We start from the raw sequence: 19,314 nt of genomic DNA, 5'->3' as shown, positions 1-19,314 counted from the left end.
GCGAGCGCAGCGGCGCCGGTCAGCGCAGGGCGCGGGCGTAGCGTCGGCGGTAGATGATCTGGGCGATGCGGACGAACGGCTCGCCGAGGCGCCAGATTCCGAATCCGGCCCGAGAGACCGAGCGCAGCACGAGGAAGACCCGCCCGTCGACATTGTGGACGAGGATGAAGGACTCTTCTCCCGTGATCGGATGCCCGGGCTTCGTCCCATAGGTGAAGCCCCGCCGGTCAGCGGTGTCGATGACCTCGATGACTCTGGCCGGTTCGGGCAGCCGAAAGGGTCCGAGCCGAACGAAGATCGTCGGTTCCTGCCCGGCTGCGACGCGACCTGCTCCCCCATCGACTGCGATGTCGAACCCGCTGCGGATCTTGACCTCCCAGTGCAGCAGCTCCTCGGCGCAGCGTTCGAAAGTCTCGCGTCCGCGGCCGACGAAGAACGCGGATTCGAAGTCTCGGTAGCCTGCGGGACGGTCGACCCACCTCGGCGAAAGGGGTTGGGTCAGAGTCTCTGACCCGAGGGACTCGGGCCGTGTGCGGGGCTGGACCATGTCTTCCACGCTAACCGATATCCGGACAGCCCGTCGCGCGGTCGCATCCGAGTCGGTAAGGTGCGAGAGGACGGCATTCTCCATCGAATGTCCGTTCAGAGAACCCAGGATCGAAGGAGAACCGGCATGCGCACACTCAATGGCATCGACGAGATCGAATCGCTCATCGGCGAGGAGCTCGGCTCCTCCGACTGGACAACGATCGACCAGGATGCGATCAACACCTTCGCCGATGTCACCGACGACCACCAGTGGATCCACGTCGACGAGCAGCGCGCCGCCGACGGCCCCTACGGGTCGACCATCGTCCACGGCTTCTTCACCCTTTCGCTGATCCCGAAGTTCTCCTCCGAGATCTTCACGATCGAAGGCGTGTCCATCCGCGTCAACTACGGCCTCAACAAGGTCCGCTTCGCCCAGCCCGTCACCGTCGACTCCCGCCTGCGCGGCACCGTGAGCGTCAAGGAGGTCACCCGGGGCGACAAGGGCACCCAGGTCGTCCTCAAGCACGTGATCGAGATCGAGGGCCAAGAGCGCCCAGCCTGCATCGCCGAGGTGGTCACCCTCCTCGTCGAGTGAGCCGAGCCCCGCCCGAGCCCGGACCTCAGCTCGGGCGGAACTCGTCGAGCAGCTGCGCGACCCGGATGTAGCCGAGGTGCGAGTACGCCTGGGGATGGTTGCCCAGGTGCATCTCGGCGACCGGGTCGTATTCCTCGGCGAGCAGTCCCGTGGGGCCGAGCAGATTGTCCATCTGCCGGAACAGATCCCACGCGTCATCGACGCGGCCGACCTTGATGAACGCCTCGATCAGCCAGGTCGTGCAGATGTGGAATCCGCCTTCGAGTCCGGGCAGCCCGTCCTCGTACCGGTAGCGGAAGACGGTCGGGCCGACCCGCAGCTCCCGTTCGATCGCATCGACGGTGGCCACGAAGCGCGGATCGTCGGCCGGCAGCAGCCCGCTCAGTCCCACGAACAGCGCCGCGGCGTCGAGGTCGGGCTCACCATAGGCCACGGTGAACGCGCCGACGGACTCGTTGAAGCCGTGCGTGAGCACGTCCTGGGCGATCTGCTCACGCAGCTGCCGCCAGGCACCGGGGATCTCCCGCTCGAAGCGTTCGGCGATCCGCAGGGCACGATCGACCGTGACCCAGCACATCACCCGCGTGTAGACGTTGTGCTTCGGCGCCCGCCTGGCCTCCCAGATCCCGTGATCGGCCTCGAACCACCGCTTGCCCACGGCCTCGACCATCTGACAGGTCAGGGTCCAATAGGCCTCCGGCAGGTCGCCGAGGTGCTCGCTGAGTTCGTCGAGGAGTTCCGTGACCGGCCCGAACACGTCGAGTTGGACCTGGTGTTCGGCGGCATTGCCCACCCGCACCGGCCGGGATCCGGCGTATCCGGGCAGATGCGCGAGCACCGCCTCGGTGGTCAGGGCCGAGCCGTCGACGGCGTAGAGCGGATGCAGCTGTTCGGGTGAGACCGTGCGGGACATGATCCCGGACAGCCAGGACAGGAAGCCCTCGGCCTCACCGGTCGAACCGAGCGAGAGCAGCGCGCGCACGGTCATCGAGCCGTCGCGCAGCCAGGTGTAGCGGTAGTCCCAGTTGCGGACGCCGCCGATACCCTCCGGCAGAGAGGTCGTCGGGGCTGCGAGCACCCCGCCGGTCGGTTCGTGGCACAGGGCCCGCAGGGTGATCGCCGAGCGGATCACCTCTTCGCGGTGGTGCCCCGGGATGGAGAGGGTGTCGACCCAGTTCGTCCAGAAGTTCAGCGCCCGCTCCCGCACATGATGCTCACCGCCCGAGGCCATGTATCTGGCATCGCCCGTGCCGGTGCCGCAGGCGAGGATGAGCACCACGGAGCCCCCGGGCATCTCGGAGGGCACGACGAGGGCTTCGGCGGTGTGGGACTGCCCGGTCTCGACGATCTCGAAGTCGACGCCAGGGGCGATGAGGCTGATCGGCTCGGCGGTCCCGAGCACTCGCACCCCATCGGCGGTCGCAACCATCCGGGTCGGCACCGTCGCATAGTCAAGACGCGGGGCGAAGCGGATCCGGGTGGGAACGTCGCCGGTGAGCACGCGGACGACGATGGTGTCGTCGCTGTTCGCATCGACCGGAGCCAGGTAGTCGAGGCAGTTCAGCCCCGGCCAACGGGTCTCGAGCAGCGTCGAGTGCGTGACGTAGCGCTGGGTCAGCGGGGCCGTGCCGGGCTCGGGCGCGACCGCGAAGAATCCGGCCGCCTCGGTGCCGAGGATCTCCGAGAACATCGACGCCGAGTGCGGCAGCGGGTGCGGCATCCAGCAGATGCTGCCGAACGGGTCGACCAGTGCCGTGGACTGCCCGTTGCCGAGCAGACTGTGACGGTGGATCGGCGTCGCGCGACGCCCGAACAGCCAGGATTTGCGCAGCTCATAGACCGCGGCGAGGGCGACGGAGACCTCGTCCGGGGAGCCGAGGCGGAAGTCCGCGTGGGTCTCGGCCGGTTCGTGTCCGACCTTGAGACCGAGGTCGGACTCTCCGAGGGTTTCGAGGGCGAACTCGTCGGCGGTGTCGTCGCCGATGAATACGACAACCTCAGAGCCGGTCTGGGCGCGCAGTCGGGTGAGCGCATCGGCCTTCGAGGAGGGCACGACGGCGAGGTCGACGACCTGCTTGCCGCGGGTCGGGAAGATCGCGTGGGTGTTGACCAGTTCGTCGATGACGGCTTCGACGCTGCGGCGCTGTGCCTCGTCGAGTCCGCGCAGGTGAACGGCGGCGCCGGTGGTCTTGTGCTCGATGATCTCGGTCGGAAGATCGCGGAAGATGTCGCGGCGCAGCCCGGTCAGCGCCGTGCGCTGCGCCTCGTCGAGGGCATCGACGGCGACCGTGTCCGTCTCTCCGCCGTGGGAGCCGAAGAGGTGGACCTCGCGGGGCAGCCGCGACATCGCCGCGAGGTCGCGCAGGCTGCGTCCGGAGATCACCCCCGCCGAGGTGGACGGCAGCAGGGCGAGCGCGCGCAGCGAGTCGACCGAGCTCTCCAGCGGGAAGGCCTGACTGGGCACCTCGACGATGGGGGCGATGGTCCCGTCATAGTCGGTGGCGATGAGCAGGGACGGTGAGCGAGAGACCTCGAAGAGGCGGCGGAAGAGTTCGGGGTCGAGTTTGCGGCTCGCCTCCGCAAGGTCGCCGAGCAGCCCCGAGGAGCTGACCGAGGCGGCGATCGGAGTCAGTGGTGACACATTCTCGTAGTCATGGTCGACGGTGCTCATCTCACCTCGGGCTTCTCGAGTGGGATCGGTGCGGATCTGGTGGAGTCGGGGGGCGCGGTTCGGTGGGTGTGGATCCGGCGGTGGTCACCGGACTGGGTCGTGGATGAGGCGGGTGCAGCGTTCTGCGTTCAGGACGCGTTCTCGGGCGAAGTGGGCTCGTCGTCGGGTCCGGACTCGTGGTCGGTCGAGGACCCGGTCGCGGGGCCGTCTGCGGAAGTCTGCGCGGCACCGGCGGCCGCCACCAGCTTGGCCCTGCTCAGACGGGAGTAGCCGCCGATGATGAAGATGACGCCGGCGATGAGGGCGGCGACTCCGGTGAAGCCGAGGATCCACAGGGCGTCGAAGTCGGCGCCGAAGATGAGGATGACTCCGAGCAGCACATGGCAGCCGGCGGAGATGAGGAAGTCCGAGGGCATCGGGTGGGACTTGAGCTGACGGTAGTTCCAGAGCTCGATGAGCCCGTGCAGCAGCGCCCAGATGCTGATGGCCGCGCGCACCTCGGCGGGTTCGTCGGCGAGGAGGAGGAAGACGATCGCCGGGATCGTGATGACGGCCTGCCCGTAGACGGCGGTGCGCACGCTCAAAGGCGAGCGCAGCCCCTGAAAGACCAGAGTCAGCGCGAACAGCACGAGGTAGGCGATGGCGAGATAGTCGACGACGTCGGTGCCCAGGGACAGGAATCGGGGGTCGTGGGAGTCACGGGGCCAGAAGACCGTGGCGAGCCCGAAGATGACGCCGAGAATGCCGCGGACGATCATCGGCACGCCGAGGACCTTCGCTTCGTGGATGGTCTGGGGCAGTGCATCGGCACGCGATGGCGTGGGCTCGGTGCGCGGTTCGTCGGTACTCATCACAGCACCATTTTAGGTGTCTTGTCCGCGTCTGTCCGATCCGGCTCAATTCGACAATTTACGTAATTACGTAATCTGTGTATTATGTGGCTATGAACTCATCGCAATCAGGAAGCGGTCTACAGGATCGGCTGGCCGAGCTCGAGCGCAAGGTCGCCGCTCTGGAGTCCGCGTCGACGTCGGGCACGATGTCAGGCACGACGCCGGCGGATCCCGAAGCTCCGGCAGTGAACGGCAGCGCTTCCGGCAGCCCGACCGCCGGCGATGACACCTTCTGGGCGCTCAACGGCCTCATCGACCACCTCGGCGAGGAGGGAGGGGTCACCTACACCGGACACACGACTCCCCCGGGCGCCGATGCCCCGGTCTCCTGGCAGGTCGGTCTGGACTCGGCGTCGCTCGGCGACCTCAGCTTCGCCGAGGCGGCCCCGACCCTGGCCGCGCTCGGCAATCCCGTCCGTCTCGAACTCCTGCAGGCGATCTACGAGGGCGCCTCCACGGTCGCCGAACTCGGTCGGGACGAGCGCTTCGGAACCACCGGGCAGATCTACCACCACGTCAACGCCTTGGCCGGGGCCGGGTGGCTCGAGAACTCGCGGCGCGGGCATTGGCGCGTGCCCGCCCAGAAGATCATCCCACTGCTCACCCTCGTCCTCATCGGCACCCGCTGACTGATCCCACACCCGCCCAGCGATCCGGCACCCCTCACACCTGGAGGACCCATGAACGTCGCCACCGCACCAACGCAGCATCACAGGCATTCCCCGGCCCCGCCTCGGCGCCGGCTGACCGCGATCCTCACGGCCGCGATCGTGGCCGTGCTGCTCCTGCTCATCACTCCTCTGCCCCGCGGATTCCAGGGCGAACCGACCGGAGACCCGACGCTGTTGGGTGAGCTCGAGGGGGCGCTCGGTAGCGCGCACTGGCAGCACATCGCCGCTGCGAAGGTCGACGGCGATCAGGTCACCGTGGCCGGAGCCGGGGCCGATGAGCACACGAAGTTCGAGATCGGATCGATCACGAAGACCTTCACCGCCGCCCTCTACGCCGATGCGGTCGAGCGCGGCGAACTGAGCGAGGACACGCGCCTCGGCGAGATCTGGCCGAGTCTGCACGGTGACGTCGCCGAGGTGACGCTGTCCTCGATCGCGATGCAGCGTTCGGGCCTGCCCGCCCAGGAGCCGGCGCTGAGCTTCGGCGACGGCGTGGCGAGCATCATGGCGAACTATCTCCACACCGACCCCTACCAAGGGGATGCGAATGACCTGGTCAGCAGCCTGAAAGGCGTCGATGTGGGCGAGCAGAAACCGGAGTACTCGAACTTCGGGTTCGCGGTCCTCGGGCAGGCCGTCGCCGAGGCGGCGGGCATGGACTACGGCGAGCTCGTCCGGCAGCGGATCACCGAACCGCTGGGGATGACCGACACCTCTGTGCCTTCGTCACCGGAGGGTCTGTCCCACGGATACACCGCCTCCGGCCTGCCTGCGGGGCCCTGGACGTTGGGCGGTTCGGCACCGGCCGGCGCGATCCGTTCGACCGCGCATGATCTGAGTCTCTGGCTGCGGGCGACGATGAATGGCACGGCCCCCGGCGCCGAGGCGGTCGAACCTCGCGAGGAATTCGACGAATCCGACCGGATCGGCTGGGCGTGGATGACCACGACGAACCGAACCCCGGATCTCACCTGGCACAACGGCGGCACCGGCGGATACGCCTCCTACCTCGGCTTCGACCCGAAGTCCGAGCAGGGCATCATCGTGCTCTCGGACTCGGCGAACTGGGTCGACGGAGCCGCGGATCTCATCTCGACGGATGACGCCTCGCAGTCGTATGCACAGCCTTCCGAACAGTCGTCCGAACAGGCAGGAGCCCGACCATGAATCCCGAACTCGTCCAAACCATCGTCGCCGCCGCCCTGGTCGCCTGGGGAGCCTATACCGCACTGCGATCGACCTGGGCGCGGACCCGCATGGGCATGCTCGGCGGGCTCGCCACCGCGCTGCTGATGATCCTCCTCGTCCGCCTCATCGCGACCTTCGGGGGTTGGACCGATTGGTTCATCTACATCTGGTTCGCAGTGATCGCCGTCTGCGTGTTCACCACGTACAGGGCGGTCACGGTGTGGCCAGACCTGCCGTGGCGCGCCGAGGATGCGAAGGCCCGACGGTCCGAGGCCTCGGGGCTCGGGTTCTCGGCCGTGCTGGCGCTCGTCGTGGCCGGAGCGCTCGTGCTGCCGGGACTGCTGCTCGGGTGAGGCGAGGCCCCGCAGCGCAAACCGACAGACCCCTCACGATCCTGAGATCGTCAGCGTACCGTCCGCTTCTGACACGGAGTACTCGGCCAGCGGGTCGGTCGCCGGTCCGGCGAGCACCTCGCCAGTGGTCGTCGAGAACTGCGAGGAGTGACACGGGCAGGTGATCTTGTCCTCGGTGACCGTGCGGACCTGGCATCCCTGGTGGGTGCAGACCGAGGAGAAGGCGTGGAATTCGCCTTCCTGCGGCTGGGTGACGACGTAGGTCTCGTCGATGACGGTCCCCGAACCGACGGGCACATCGCCGCTGGGTACGCTCGCATCTGCGGACGGCGCCCCGCCGCCGTTCCCGCCGCTCTCGCCTCCACCACCGTCGGATCCGCACGCCGAGGTGAGCGCCGCCGAGGAGCCGATGACCGCGACGGTTCCGGCCACGCCCGCCGATCTGATGACGGCGCGCCTGGACCGAGGCTCGGACGAATGTGATTCTCGACCGGCGTTCTGATGGTCGCAGGGGTTCTCGTGATCGGTCGCTGGTCTCATGAGGTTCGTCCCTTTCTCGGCATTCGCCGGATCCGCTCGCTCATGCTGACTCAAGCGTACAATCACTGCCGTTCCCCCAGCCCACCGATGAGAGACGGAGAGTCCATGCCCGAGCGCAAGGCCACCGAGGCGTCAGGGACCAATGAGGCACCCGGAACCGACGGGGCGCCCCGAATCGACCAAGCGCCAGCAGCCGAGAGCACCGCGCGGACCCCGGGGACGGGACTGAGCCTGGCCGCCTCGGCGTATGTCTTCGCCGTGGTCATGATGGGCACGACCCTGCCGACCCCGCTCTACCCGCAGTACGAGGTCGAGTTCGGGTTCGGCAACACGCAGACGACGGTGCTCTTCGCGATCTATGCCGGCGGCGTCATCGCCTCCCTCGTGCTCTTCGGTAGTTTCTCCGAGGCCCTCGGCCGTCGCCCCATGCTCGCAGCCGGCGTGATCCTCTCGATCGCCTCGGCGGTGATGTTCATGGTCGGCACGAACATGGGGCTGCTCTATGCGGGACGCATCCTCTCGGGCCTGGCGGCCGGAATCTTCACCGCCACGGGCACGGTGTCGGTGATGGAGAACGCGCCGCCGGGGCGCAACCGCCTGGCCGCATCGGTCGCCACCGCGGCGAACATGGGAGGACTCGGACTCGGCATCCTCATGTCCGGTCTGGTGGCACATTTCCTGCCCGGCCCACTGTTCACACCGTTCCTCGTCAACGCGATCATGCTCGTCATCGCCGGATTCGCGCTGCTCATCGTCCGCGATCGCGTCCGCCCGAACTCGGGACTCCTGCGCCTCCAGCTTCCGGGAGTCCCACCGACGTCGCGGCGGATCTTCCTGGCCGCAGCTCCGGGTGCCATCACCGGCTTCACCGTGTGCGGACTGTATTCGGCGATCGCCCCGAACTTCATGGGCCAGACCCTCCACATCGAGTCCCCTGCGGTCATCGGCACCGTGGTCTTCCTGCTCTTCGGCTCCTCCGCGGCGGGCCAGATGATCTGCCGCAACCTCGCCGATCGCGCTCTCATCCTCTTCGGGTCGATCGCGATCATCGTGAGCATGGCCGCGCTGATCCTCGCACTCGAGGTGAGCTCCCTGGGCATCCTCATCGCCTCCTCGGTGCTCGCCGGTCTCGCTCAGGGACTGCTGTTCATGACCGGGATGCGGGCGATCGCCGCTGCCACCGAGCCGCAGCGGCGCACCGAGGCGACCACCTCGTACTTCGTCGTCGCCTACTTCGCCATGTCCCTGCCGGCGATCGGTGCGGGTCTGCTCGCCGCCTCGGCGGGCTTGGCCGGATCGACGACGATCTTCGCCATCGGGGTCGCGGCGGTGTCCGCCTTGGGACTGCTCGGGCTCCGCAGGTTCGGCGCGCGGGCTTAGGCGCTGCCCAAGCAAGAGGTCCGGTCGAGGCTGCCGGCCCGGCGCCGTCGATCCGCCCGGCGCCGTCGATCCCCCGGCGCCGTCGATCCGCCCGGGCCGACATTCACGTCATGGGCGTCCATTAGGCTGGGGATCATGACCTCCGCCGCCACGACCTCGCCGCTCGACGTCCTCCACGATGTCTTCGGCTATGAGGAGTTCCGGGGCACGCAGGCCGCGGTCGTCGATCAGGTCGTCGGCGGCGGCGATGCGGTCGTGCTCATGCCCACCGGCGGCGGAAAATCCCTGTGCTATCAGATCCCGAGCCTCGTGCGAGCGGGCACCGGCATCGTCATCTCTCCGCTCATCGCACTCATGGCCGATCAGGTCGCAGCTTTGGACAACCTCGGCGTGCGGGCCGCCTATCTCAACTCCTCCCTCGACTTCGAGGAGGCGCAGAACGTCGAGAACGCCCTGCTTGCCGGTGAACTCGACCTGCTCTATCTCGCGCCCGAGCGCCTCGTCCTGCCGCGGACCATGCAGCTGCTCGAACGGGCGCAGGTCGCCCTGTTCGCCATCGATGAGGCCCATTGTGTGTCCCAGTGGGGGCATGATTTCCGCAGCGACTACCTCGGTCTCGGGGTGCTGGCCGAGCGCTTCCCGACCGTCCCCCGCATCGCCCTGACCGCCACGGCCACCCCGGCCACCCACGCGGAGCTGACCGAACGTCTCCACCTGGAGAACGCCGAGCACTTCGTCGCGAGCTTCGACCGTCCCAATATCACCTACCGGATCGAACCGAAGGCCTCTGCCCGCTCCCAGCTGATGAGCTTCATCAGCACCGAACATCCCGGCGACTCGGGCATCGTGTACTGCCTGTCCCGCCGCGGGGTCGACCAGCTCGCCGAGGCGCTCGCGGCCAGAGGCGTCACCGCCCTGCCCTACCATGCGGGCCTGCCTTCCGAAGTGCGCGCCGAGAACCAGGCGAGATTCCTCCGCGAGGACGGCATCGTCATGGTCGCGACCATCGCCTTCGGCATGGGCATCGACAAACCCGACGTCCGCTTCGTCGCCCACCTCGACCTGCCGCGGTCCGTCGAAGGCTACTACCAGGAGACCGGTCGCGCCGGCCGTGACGGTCTGCCCGCGGACGCGTGGATGGTCTACGGCCTCGGCGATGTCGTCTCCCAACGTCGCCTCATCGAATCCGGAGAGGGCGATCTGGCCTTTCGCCGCCGGGCGATGAGCCACCTCGATTCGATGCTCGCATTGTGCGAGACCGTCGACTGCCGACGCGTCCAGCTGCTGCGCTACTTCGACGAGGAATCCGAACCCTGCGGCAACTGCGACACCTGCATCACACCACCTGTGACCTGGGACGCGACCGTGGCCGTGCAGAAGCTGCTGTCGGCCGTCATCCGACTCGACCGGGAACGCGGACAGCGCTTCGGCTCCGGTCAGGTCATCGATGTGCTGCGCGGCAACGACAATGATCGCTCCCGGTCCGCCGACCATGCGAGCCTGAGCGTCTGGGGCGTGGGATCCGACCTGTCCGAGGCCGAGTGGAAGACCGTCATCCGCCAGGTCCTCGCCCGCGGACTGCTCGAATCCCACGGTGACTACGGAGTCCTCGTCGTCGGCGAGGAGGCCGGGCCGGTGTTGCGCGGCGAGACCGAGATCTCGCTGCGCGTGGATCCGAAGAGAACCGGGGGCAAGAAGACCGGAGCCAAGCGCCGAGGTGGCCCCGAGGTCGCGCTCGACCCTGCCGAGGCGTCCCTGTTCGAGGCCCTGCGGGCCTGGCGCGGCGAGCAGGCGAAGGAGCAGGGAGTCCCCGCCTATGTGGTCTTCCCCGATGCCACCCTGTACGGAATCGTCGAGGCCAAGCCGTCGACGATCGACGAGCTCGGTCAGATCAGCGGGGTGGGCCTGAAGAAGCTCGACCGCTACGGTCCGGCCGTCCTCGAGGTCATCGGCGCCGAGGCGGGCTGATGGCCCGGCCGCTCGTCGGGCGCACCTATCCGCTGCCGCCCGATGCCGACGGCGCCTTCCGCATCATCTCCGAAACCCACTTCGTCCCGGAGCCGACACGGTGGAAGCCCCACCGGCATCCCGCTCACGAACTCGTCTGGGTCCGCAGGGGCACGATGACCGCGCGGATCGACGATCGCGTGTTCACGATCACCGAAGGCTACGGTTTGTGGGTGCCCGCGGGAGTCTCCCATTCGGGCAGACTGACGGCGGGGATCGAACTCTACAACGCCTTCTTCTCGACCGAGAATGCTCCGGAGACCTTCGACTCCTCGACCTTTGCCTCGGCGACCGCGGTCGCCATGGTGCCGATGCTCCAGGCCCTGCTCGTCCACCTCAGCCGTGAGGACCTCGGCGCCGAGCAACGGACCCGCGCCGAGGCGGTGGTCTTCGACGTCCTCGAACCCACCGAGCAGCAGCTGGCCGTGCGACTGCCCGAGACCGGGCACGTGAGGACGATCGCCCAGACCCTCCTCGACGATCCCGGCGACGAACGGTCGATCGAGGATTGGGCTCGTCAGCTGGGCGTGAGCGTGCGGACTGTCAGCAGGGCCTTCCGGGCCGCCACAGGACTGTCGTTCCAGCAGTGGCGAGCGCAGGTGAGGATCCATCACGCCCTCGAGCTGTTGGGCGCGGGATGCAGCGTCAACGAGATCTCAGAACGCCTCGGCTATGCCCGCCCGAGCTCGTTCATCGACGTCTTCAAACGCGTCATGGGGTCGACACCGGGGACCTTCATAGGATCGACGACGCAGGCGCCCCCAAGGGTAGCTGCCGGGAGCAGTCACGGGCCCTGATCGGGACGCTCCCTCCGCCCCGAAGGACCTGCTCTCGCCTGTCCGATTTCGCGTATTAATGGTCCATTTCTCCTCATTGCAGACAGTTCGAACTGAGCTTAGACTCACCTAATGTCATCGCCGGGCATTCGGCCGGGCAGCATCGAAATGAGGACTGAACTTGAGACATCTGCGTCGGCTCACGGGACTGGGAATCGGCACCCTCGCACTGGCACTCACCGCCGGCTGCGGCACCACCTCGGTGGGTGAGGCCGACAGCGTCGACTCCGCACCGGCGTCCGAGAGCTGTGCCGAGGACACCACGGAGACCTCGACCGGTCCCGTCGAGCTCGAGGACGGGGTCGGCCGCACCGTCAAGCTCGACAAACCTGCAGAACGCGTCGCCATTCTCGAATGGCAGGAGGTCGAAGACGCCCTGTCGCTGTGCGTGACCCCGGTGGCCGTGGCCGATCCGGAAGGCTATTCGACCTGGGTGTCGGCGGAGAAGCTGCCGGAAGGCGTGGCCGATATCGGCACCCGCGAGGAACCCGACCTCGACGCCCTCTATGCCGAAGACCCCGATCTCATCATCATCGAGGGCTTCAGCAAGGACGAGGAGATCCTCGACCAGCTCGAGAAGCAGGGCGTGCCCGTCGTCATCGCCCGCGGCAACGACCCCGAGGATCCCATCGGCAACGTCAAGAGCGTGTTCTCACTCGTCGCCGAGGCGACCGGCCGCACCGCACGCGCCGATCAGGTGCTCACCGAATTCGACGAGCACCTCACCGAGCGGAAGGCCGATGTCGCGAAGGTCGATATGCCCACCAAGGACTTCGTGTTCTTCGACGGCTGGGTCGAGGGAGGCAACCTCACCCTGCGCCCCTACACCGAAGGCGCCCTGTTCACCCAGCTCGGCGAAGAGCTGGGAATGACTCCGGCATGGGACGAGAAGGTCAACAAGTCTCACGGCACCGGCGGCCTCGACGCCGACTACGGACTCGCACAGACCGATGTCGAAGGGCTGACCGGGGTCGGCGACGCGAACCTCTTCTACGCCAACGGCTCGGAATCCGGGTACGGCGAGGAGCTGGAGAAGAGCGGCATCTGGAAGAACCTGCCTGCGGTCAAGGACGGACGCGCCTACGAGTTCCCGGTCGTCTGGGGCGCCGGCGGTCCGCGCTCGACCCAGCAGGCCGTCGACGCCTACGCTGATCTCCTGACAGGAGAGTGAGACAAACACCGAGCAGGCAGGCCCCGGCCGCGATGACCGCCGCGGATCCCGTCGACGGAGGTGCGGCTGGTCCCGCTGATGCGCCCGGCCCTGCCGATACGGCCGGTCCCGCCGCACCGTCGAAGGCCGCGGGCATCGCAGCCGCCGGCGCGGTCCTCGTCGCCGCGGTCCTCGCCCTCGTCGCCGCCGGGCTCTGGCATCTGACCCAGGGAACCTCGGGACTGAGCGTCGGCGGACTGGTCTCCGGCCTCCTCGGCGAGGATTCGCACATCGGCGGCGTGCCGGTGTCCGAGATCTTCGCGGGATCCCGACTGCCGCGTCTGGCCGCCGGGATCCTCGTCGGAGCGGCGCTGGGAATCGCCGGGGCGCTGCTGCAGTCGGTGACCCGCAATCTGCTCGCCTCACCGGACACCTTGGCCGTGGCTGCCGGGTCGCATTTCGCCCTCACCCTGCTCGCGGCCCTCGGGCTGACCCTGCCGCTGTGGGCTTCGAGTGCGAGTGCCGCGCTCGGCGGGCTGATCGCCGCCGGCGCGGTGCTCGGCCTGGCCGGGCGGGCCGTGAGCACGGAGACCACCCGCATCATCCTCGCGGGGTCGGCGATCGCCATGGCCCTCGACGCCGGGACCGGGCTGCTGCTCATCCTGTTCAAGGAGAACACCGTCGGCCTCTACGCCTGGGGCAACGGGTCGCTCGCCCAGCTGAGCATCGACGCCTCCCTGCGTGCGGCACCGGTCATCGCCGTCACCCTCGGCGTCTCACTGCTGCTGACCCGACGCCTCGACGTGCTCGCCCTCGGCGATGATGCCGCCTCCTCGCTGGGGATCTCGGTGCGGACCACGCGGTTCGCAGCGATCCTCTGCGGCGTGATCCTCACGGCCACCTCGGTGACCCTGGCCGGGCCGATCGCCTTCGTCGGACTCGGTGCACCCGTGCTCGCCCACCTCATCGCCTCCCGGGTCAGAGTCCTCGGCAGGCATATTCTGCTGCTGCCGGTCTCCGGGCTGCTGGGAGCGCTGCTCATCGTCCTCGCCGATGCGATCATCCGCGCGATGCTCGGGGCTCAGGGCGCCGCGTCGATTCCCACCGGGACCCCCACCGCGATGCTCGGCGGACTGCTCATCATCGTCCTCGCGATGCGGCTGCGCGATGCGGGCTCGGCACGAGGCGGGGGCGTCGGAGGCAGCGGCCTGCGCACTCCCCTGCGGACCCGCCGCCGATTCGGTCTCATCCTGACCATCGGCATCCTCACGGTGCTCGGGATGCTCGTGCTCGGTCTGCTCGCAGGCAGCATGTGGCTGCGCCTCGGCGATATTCAGCTCTGGCTGGGCGACCAGGCGCCGGCGCTCGTCGACCGGGCCTTCAACGAACGGCTGCCGCGGACCATCGCCGCCTGCCTCGCCGGTGCCGCCCTCGGCCTGGCCGGGTGCCTCGTCCAGTCGACGGTCCGCAATCCTCTGGCCGAGCCCGGGGTGCTCGGCATCACCGCTGGAGCCGGTCTCGGTGCGGTCATCGTCGTCACCGGCTTCGGCGGTGCGCGGCCGCTGCTCATCACCGGGGCGCTTATCGCATCCGTGCTCACCTTCGGCCTCGTCGCCGCCCTGTCGTGGAAGGACGGATTCCTGCCGGAGCGGTTCGTGCTCATCGGGATCGGAATCGGCTACACCATCACCGCGATGACGACGTTTCTGCTGCTGCGCGTCGACCCGTGGGAGACCCCACGGCTGTTCACATGGCTCTCGGGCACCACCTATGGGCGGACCCTGCCCGACGTCGTCCCGGTGACGATCGCCCTGGTCATCGCGGTGCCGGCGATGCTGCTGTGTGCGCGACGGCTCGACATCCTCGCCCTCGACGAGGACACCCCACGGCTGCTCGGCATTAGGACCGCGCCGACCCGCCTCGGCGTGCTGTTGGTGGCGGCCGTGCTGGCGGCGGTCAGCGTGGTCGCGATCGGCGTCGTCGGGTTCGCGGGACTCATCGCCCCGCATCTCGCACGTTTCCTCGTCGGCTCACATCATCGCCGGGTGATCCCGGTTTCGCTGCTCATCGGGGCGGCCCTCGTCTGCCTCGCCGACACGATCGGGCGCACAGTCGTCGCTCCTGCTCAGGTGCCCGCGGGGCTGATGATCGCCCTGATCGGCGCACCCTATTTCGTGTGGCTGCTCAAACGGTCACGGGCGTGAGGAAGACCGGGCCGGGTCGGGTCAGTTCGCCTTCACGGGTGTGAGGAAGCCCGGGCAGGGTCGGCTCGGTTCGCCGGCGTCACATGTAGCCTGAGGTACGAACACTCGATCAGCTTCTCTCCACTCCGGAAGGTCAACCGTGACGACCACCGACCGCCGTTCCTGCGAACTCCGTGACTCCGACGATGCCCTCCGCGGCTTCCGCGAGGAGTTCCTCCTCCCGCCCGAGACGATCTACCTCGACGGCAATTCGCTGGGCCCGCGCACCAAGGGTGCGACGGAACGCGCCCGCGAGGTGATCGAGGACGAATGGGGCACGGGCCTCATCGGCTCGTGGAACACCGCCGGCTGGTGGGACCTGCCGGCGAAGCTCGGCGACAAGGTGGCGGGGCTGATCGGCGGCGGAGCCGGCAGCGCGGTGGTCACCGACACCACCTCGATCAACCTCTTCAAGGCGGCGTCGGCCGCACTGAAGATGCAGGCCGTCGACGCCCCCGAGCGTCGCGTCATCCTCACCCAGCGCGAGAACTTCCCCTCCGACATCTACATGCTCCAAGGACTGGCCGAGCAGCTCGGCGACGGCTACGAGGTTCGGCTCGTCGACGACGCAGAGGTCACGGCGGGCTTTCCCACGACGATGACCGCCGAGGTGGCCCTCGTCGTCCTCACCCACGTGAACTACCGCACCGGCCGCCTCTTCGACATGGAATCGACCACCTCGGCGATCCATGCCGGTGGGGCGCTGGTGGTCTGGGATCTGTGCCATTCGGCCGGAGCGCTGGAGATCGACCTGGCCGGATCGGGTGCGGACATGGCCATCGGCTGCACCTACAAATTCCTCAACGGCGGGCCCGGATCGCCCGCTTTCATCTGGGTCGCCGAGGCTCTGGCGAACCGATTCACCCAACCGCTCTCGGGCTGGTGGGGCCACGACCGTCCCTTCGAGATGTCGCCGGACTACGCGCCGGCCGAGGGCATCCGCCGCTACCTCACCGGGACGCAGGGGATCGTGTCGATGTCGGTGGCCGAACTCGGGCTCGACATCTACTCCCACGTGGACATGGCGGCGGTGCGGGCGAAATCCCTCGAACTCTCCGACCTGTTCATCGAGCTCGTGGATTCGCGCTTGTCCGCGCATCCGATCGAGATCGTCACCCCACGCGAGCACGCCCACCGAGGATCTCAGGTCTCGATCACACACCCGCAAGGTTTCGCGATCATGAGTGCGCTCATCGCCCGCGGCATCATCGGCGACTACCGGGAGCCCGAGGTTCTGCGCTTCGGTCTCACGCCCCTCTATATCGGCTTCACCGAGGTCTGGGACACGGTCGAAGCGCTGCGCGACATCCTCGACAATCGCCTGTGGGATGCCCCAGAGCACAAGGTCCGCGGCGCCGTCACCTGATCACCCGTCATCTGACCCTCCACAACTACCCGACGGCGGCCCAGCTACCTCGCGCCAGGTTGCTGGGCACCCGTCACCTGCGTGTGGGCGAGGTGGCTATCACCACCTCGGCGTTGACTCCGAACAGGGGTTCGCCCGCCTCGTTCTTCGGCCGATAGCCGGCCAGGGTCTTGAGCAGCCGAGGGCCGCGCTCACCCGTGACCGGATGCAGATCCATGACCGCGCACCGCGGGATGGCTGCGCCGATGCGCACCCGCAGCGCCGTGACACCGGAGTTCGCGAAGCACGATCCGGTGAGGATCTTCTCCTGGCCCTGCCAGGTCTCCTCGACGTAGGGCTGATCGGTGTCGACGACGACGGTCGCACGGAACCGGGCCGCCTCGGCGAGGAGGTCGGGATGATCGATGCGCGCAGCCAGGTCACGCAGGGACGCGGTGGTGACGATGGAGATCGGGGATCCGAACACGATGTCCCCGCGGGGTGCTCGAGCCAGTCGGACGGGCCGGCCGAGCCAGTCCGAGGCCAGGGCTGCGTGCGGACCCTCGGTCACGGTCAGTTCGACCTTCCGCTTCCAATAGTCGCAGGTCAGCGTCTCACCGGTGGGTGCGGGAACCGCACTGGCCGACCTCCCGTCGGGCAGTCGCAGCTCGAGTTCCTGACCGTCATCACCGCCGTCCCCACGGACGGAGGCGAGGATTCCGATGAGCGAGGGATTCTGCACGGTCTTGAGCACCTGCCGGCGGTCGACGTCGATGAGGCAGTAGCGCCGGTCGTCGACGGGCCCGTGGGCGTCGATGACCGCATCCGGTCGAACGATGTGCCGAGTCCCCTTGACCGGTGCATAGCCGAACGACACCCCGGTCAGTTCCTCACCAGACTCCGCTCGCGCCTCGCAAGACTCCGGCCGCGGCGGCCCAGCCACCTGGCGCCAGGTGGCTGGGCCGCCGTCGGGTAGCTGGGGAGGACGGGGCGGAGGCGGGCCGAGGGTCACGTCCGCCTCCGCCCGGCGACGGCGAAGAGGCCGATGCCGACGGCCCCGATGGCCAGCACGGTCCCGCCGATCATCACGGCCTCCGGGATCGTGGCGATCGTGCCCAGCACGCCGACCGTGACCCCGGAGAAGGTCTGCATGCCGGGGCCGAAGGTCGCATAGGACCCGATCACCCGTCCGCGGATGTGGGTCGGCGCCTCGAGCTGGATGATCGCCATCTCCGTGGATTCGGCGGTGATCTTGCAGACCCCGGCCAAGAGCAGCATGATCACGGCCAGCCACAGATGCGAGGTGAAGGCGAAGACGATCGCCGAGGCGCCCAGTCCAGCAGCGGCGACCGCCGCGGCCGCAGGTGTCGGTCGCACCCATCCGGTGGCCTCGAGCAGGAACCCGCCGAGCACTCCCCCGGCGCCCATGGCCAAGAGCAGCACTCCGTAGGTGAAGTCGCTGTCGCCTCCGGGCCCGGTGAGCAGGCCGCCGAAGACGGGCATGGACGTCTGCAGCACGGCGCCGATGGTGATCGAGGCGAGTGCCGCGAGCAGCAGCATGCCGATGATCGAACGGTTGTGGCGGACCTCGACGAGGACCCGCAGCGACTGCATGAGCGTCGTCCTCGCCGTCCGCACTCCGCCGCTGCGGATATGGCCGGTGAAGGGGGTGCGGAAGAGGAAGATCGTCAGCGGCAGGTAGAAGACGATGTTGATGAAGATGCCCCAGGTCGGCCCGAAGAAGAGCAGCAGCGCCGAACCGACGACGGGGCCGAAGAGGATGCCGAGGCTGCGGAAGGTCGCGTTCATCCGCACCGCGCTCGGCAGTTCGGACCGGTCGACGAAGTCGTGGAGCATCATCTGCTCCGCCGGCCCCCACAGGCAGCCGGCCAACCCGTGGATGACGAGGAGGACGCAGGCCTGCCACAGCTGCAGGGAGTCGGTGAGGAAGAGGATCCCCCAGCACAGCGACACCAGCATGAACAGGCCCTGCCCGATCTGGATCAGGCGTCGACAATCGAAGCGTTCGGCCAAGGAGCCGGCGTAGACGGAGAGCAGGAGGAACGGCAGCCAATGGCTGATGAGCTGGAAGCCGACGAGCGCCGGCGATTCGAACTTCTGCCACAGCACCCAGTAGGTGATGACATGCTCGATGTTGTCGCCCATCATCGCCATCCCGGACCCGACAAGGTACGGTGCCGTCTTGCAGCTGCGCAGCACCCCGAATCGGCGCGGACCCGGATCCTGGGCCGAATCGTCTCGATTATCGCTCACCTGGCCATTCTGGCACTCCGCCGAGGCGGCCCGATGTGAGGTTCCGCACCATGGAACCGAACTTTGCGGACCCACCGATAGAATCGGAGCAGGCCCGTGCACAGTGTCGCGGCGGGCAGCACACCCACACTCGTATAAGGAACGCACTCATGGCGAAGACCACCATCGGCCTGTCCATCATCCTCATCCTGATGGGAGTCATCGGCTGGCTCGTCACCGGGATGGCCAGCTGGACCGCCCTGATTCCCTCGATCCTCGGCGTCGTGCTCCTGATCTGCGGAATCATCGGCCTCTCACGTCCGAAGATCGGCATCCACATCGCCCTCGTCGTCGCACTGCTGGGCATCATCGGCACCTTCATGAACGTGCTCAAGCTCGGCGATCTGTTCGCCGGCACCGCCGAACGCCCCGCCGCCGTCATCGTCTCGACGATCACGTTCGTCCTGCTCATCGTCTACATCGTCGCCGGTGTGCGTTCGTTCATCGCCGCTCGCCGCGGCAAGAGCGCGCCCGCCCGCGATCTCGCCTGAGCACACCCGAACGGCGAAGGCCGTTCCCCGCGCCGAGGCGGTCCTGCCCTGACCGGGCACGCTCACTGACCGCGCAAGCACCCTTGATCGTGCCGTCGTCCGGGTGG

Annotated in this window: 17 protein-coding genes; 11 read left to right on the top strand and 6 right to left on the bottom strand. The window is 68.1% G+C overall.

The genetic code is table 11. The features are described from left to right. Positions 1–19: 19 nt before the first annotated feature. Positions 20–547, bottom strand: a complete 528-nt coding sequence (locus ACH82I_RS12270; protein ID WP_230746363.1) for a DUF1990 family protein — start codon at positions 545–547, stop codon at positions 20–22. A gap of 126 nt (positions 548–673) precedes the next feature. On the opposite strand from ACH82I_RS12270, the gene ACH82I_RS12265 reads away from it, so the two are divergent. Further along, on the top strand, positions 674–1,126 hold the full coding sequence (locus ACH82I_RS12265) for a MaoC family dehydratase (protein ID WP_230746365.1): 453 nt from the start codon (positions 674–676) through the stop codon (positions 1,124–1,126). A gap of 25 nt (positions 1,127–1,151) precedes the next feature. Here ACH82I_RS12265 and otsB read toward each other — a convergent pair whose 3' ends face one another. Beyond that, positions 1,152–3,797 carry a trehalose-phosphatase gene (otsB, locus tag ACH82I_RS12260; protein ID WP_413332937.1) on the bottom strand — a complete coding sequence of 882 codons (2,646 nt, stop codon included), beginning with the start codon at positions 3,795–3,797 and terminating at the stop codon, positions 1,152–1,154. Positions 3,798–3,925: 128 nt separating this feature from the next. Beyond that, entirely contained in the window at positions 3,926–4,648 is a 723-nt protein-coding gene (locus ACH82I_RS12255; protein WP_413332935.1) for an HdeD family acid-resistance protein, read from the bottom strand. A 92-nt stretch (positions 4,649–4,740) separates the two neighbouring features. Between ACH82I_RS12255 and ACH82I_RS12250 the strand changes: the two genes are divergently transcribed. The 3 genes from ACH82I_RS12250 to ACH82I_RS12240 are packed head-to-tail and all read left to right on the top strand — an operon-like array spanning position 4,741 to position 6,902. Further along, a complete protein-coding gene (locus ACH82I_RS12250; RefSeq protein ID WP_413332933.1) occupies positions 4,741–5,319 on the top strand; it encodes an ArsR/SmtB family transcription factor in 579 nt (192 codons plus the stop codon). A 51-nt stretch (positions 5,320–5,370) separates the two neighbouring features. Next, positions 5,371–6,528 carry a serine hydrolase domain-containing protein gene (locus tag ACH82I_RS12245; protein WP_413332931.1) on the top strand — a complete coding sequence of 386 codons (1,158 nt, stop codon included), beginning with the start codon at positions 5,371–5,373 and terminating at the stop codon, positions 6,526–6,528. Then, a complete protein-coding gene (locus ACH82I_RS12240) occupies positions 6,525–6,902 on the top strand; it encodes a hypothetical protein (RefSeq protein WP_413332929.1) in 378 nt (125 codons plus the stop codon). The genes ACH82I_RS12245 and ACH82I_RS12240 overlap by 4 nt, the downstream gene beginning before the upstream one ends. A gap of 33 nt (positions 6,903–6,935) precedes the next feature. Here the strand turns inward: ACH82I_RS12240 and ACH82I_RS12235 are convergent, their stop codons facing one another. Further along, positions 6,936–7,442 carry a Rieske (2Fe-2S) protein gene (locus ACH82I_RS12235; RefSeq protein ID WP_413332928.1) on the bottom strand — a complete coding sequence of 169 codons (507 nt, stop codon included), beginning with the start codon at positions 7,440–7,442 and terminating at the stop codon, positions 6,936–6,938. Between the two features lie 105 nt (positions 7,443–7,547). On the opposite strand from ACH82I_RS12235, the gene ACH82I_RS12230 reads away from it, so the two are divergent. The 6 genes from ACH82I_RS12230 (at position 7,548) to kynU (ending at position 16,424) form a co-directional block, all read left to right on the top strand. Continuing rightward, the gene (locus tag ACH82I_RS12230) at positions 7,548–8,822 is read left to right on the top strand and encodes an MFS transporter (RefSeq protein ID WP_413332926.1); all 1,275 of its coding nucleotides are present in this window, start codon (positions 7,548–7,550) and stop codon (positions 8,820–8,822) included. Between the two features lie 135 nt (positions 8,823–8,957). After that, entirely contained in the window at positions 8,958–10,790 is a 1,833-nt protein-coding gene (gene recQ, locus ACH82I_RS12225; RefSeq protein ID WP_413332924.1) for a DNA helicase RecQ, read from the top strand. Continuing rightward, positions 10,790–11,626, top strand: a complete 837-nt coding sequence (locus ACH82I_RS12220; RefSeq protein WP_413332922.1) for an AraC family transcriptional regulator — start codon at positions 10,790–10,792, stop codon at positions 11,624–11,626. Before recQ ends, ACH82I_RS12220 begins: the two co-directional genes overlap by 1 nt. 160 nt (positions 11,627–11,786) lie before the next feature. Beyond that, complete coding sequence (locus tag ACH82I_RS12215) at positions 11,787–12,836, top strand: ABC transporter substrate-binding protein (protein WP_413332921.1); 1,050 nt, start codon at positions 11,787–11,789, stop codon at positions 12,834–12,836. Beyond that, positions 12,833–15,019 (top strand): iron ABC transporter permease, encoded by a 2,187-nt coding sequence (locus ACH82I_RS12210; RefSeq protein ID WP_413332920.1) that lies wholly within the window; start codon positions 12,833–12,835, stop codon positions 15,017–15,019. Before ACH82I_RS12215 ends, ACH82I_RS12210 begins: the two co-directional genes overlap by 4 nt. A gap of 139 nt (positions 15,020–15,158) precedes the next feature. Further along, the gene (gene kynU / locus ACH82I_RS12205; protein ID WP_413332918.1) at positions 15,159–16,424 is read left to right on the top strand and encodes a kynureninase; all 1,266 of its coding nucleotides are present in this window, start codon (positions 15,159–15,161) and stop codon (positions 16,422–16,424) included. A gap of 73 nt (positions 16,425–16,497) precedes the next feature. On the opposite strand, the gene ACH82I_RS12200 is transcribed toward kynU, so the two are convergent. After that, the gene (locus tag ACH82I_RS12200) at positions 16,498–17,280 is read right to left on the bottom strand and encodes an MOSC domain-containing protein (protein WP_413332916.1); all 783 of its coding nucleotides are present in this window, start codon (positions 17,278–17,280) and stop codon (positions 16,498–16,500) included. Between the two features lie 131 nt (positions 17,281–17,411). Then, on the bottom strand, positions 17,412–18,677 hold the full coding sequence (locus tag ACH82I_RS12195; RefSeq protein WP_413332914.1) for an MFS transporter: 1,266 nt from the start codon (positions 18,675–18,677) through the stop codon (positions 17,412–17,414). Between the two features lie 149 nt (positions 18,678–18,826). Here ACH82I_RS12195 and ACH82I_RS12190 point away from each other — a divergent pair, with 149 nt between their 5' ends. After that, positions 18,827–19,207, top strand: coding sequence for a hypothetical protein (locus ACH82I_RS12190; protein ID WP_413332912.1), 381 nt, complete (start codon positions 18,827–18,829; stop codon positions 19,205–19,207). The last annotated feature ends 107 nt before the right edge of the window (positions 19,208–19,314 follow it).

The organism is Brevibacterium sp. GP-SGM9, assembly GCF_047300845.1.
Taxonomy (GTDB): domain Bacteria; phylum Actinomycetota; class Actinomycetes; order Actinomycetales; family Brevibacteriaceae; genus Brevibacterium.
The sequence above is the reverse complement of the archived record's forward strand: the minus strand, read 5'-3'. Positions and strand labels throughout refer to the sequence as shown.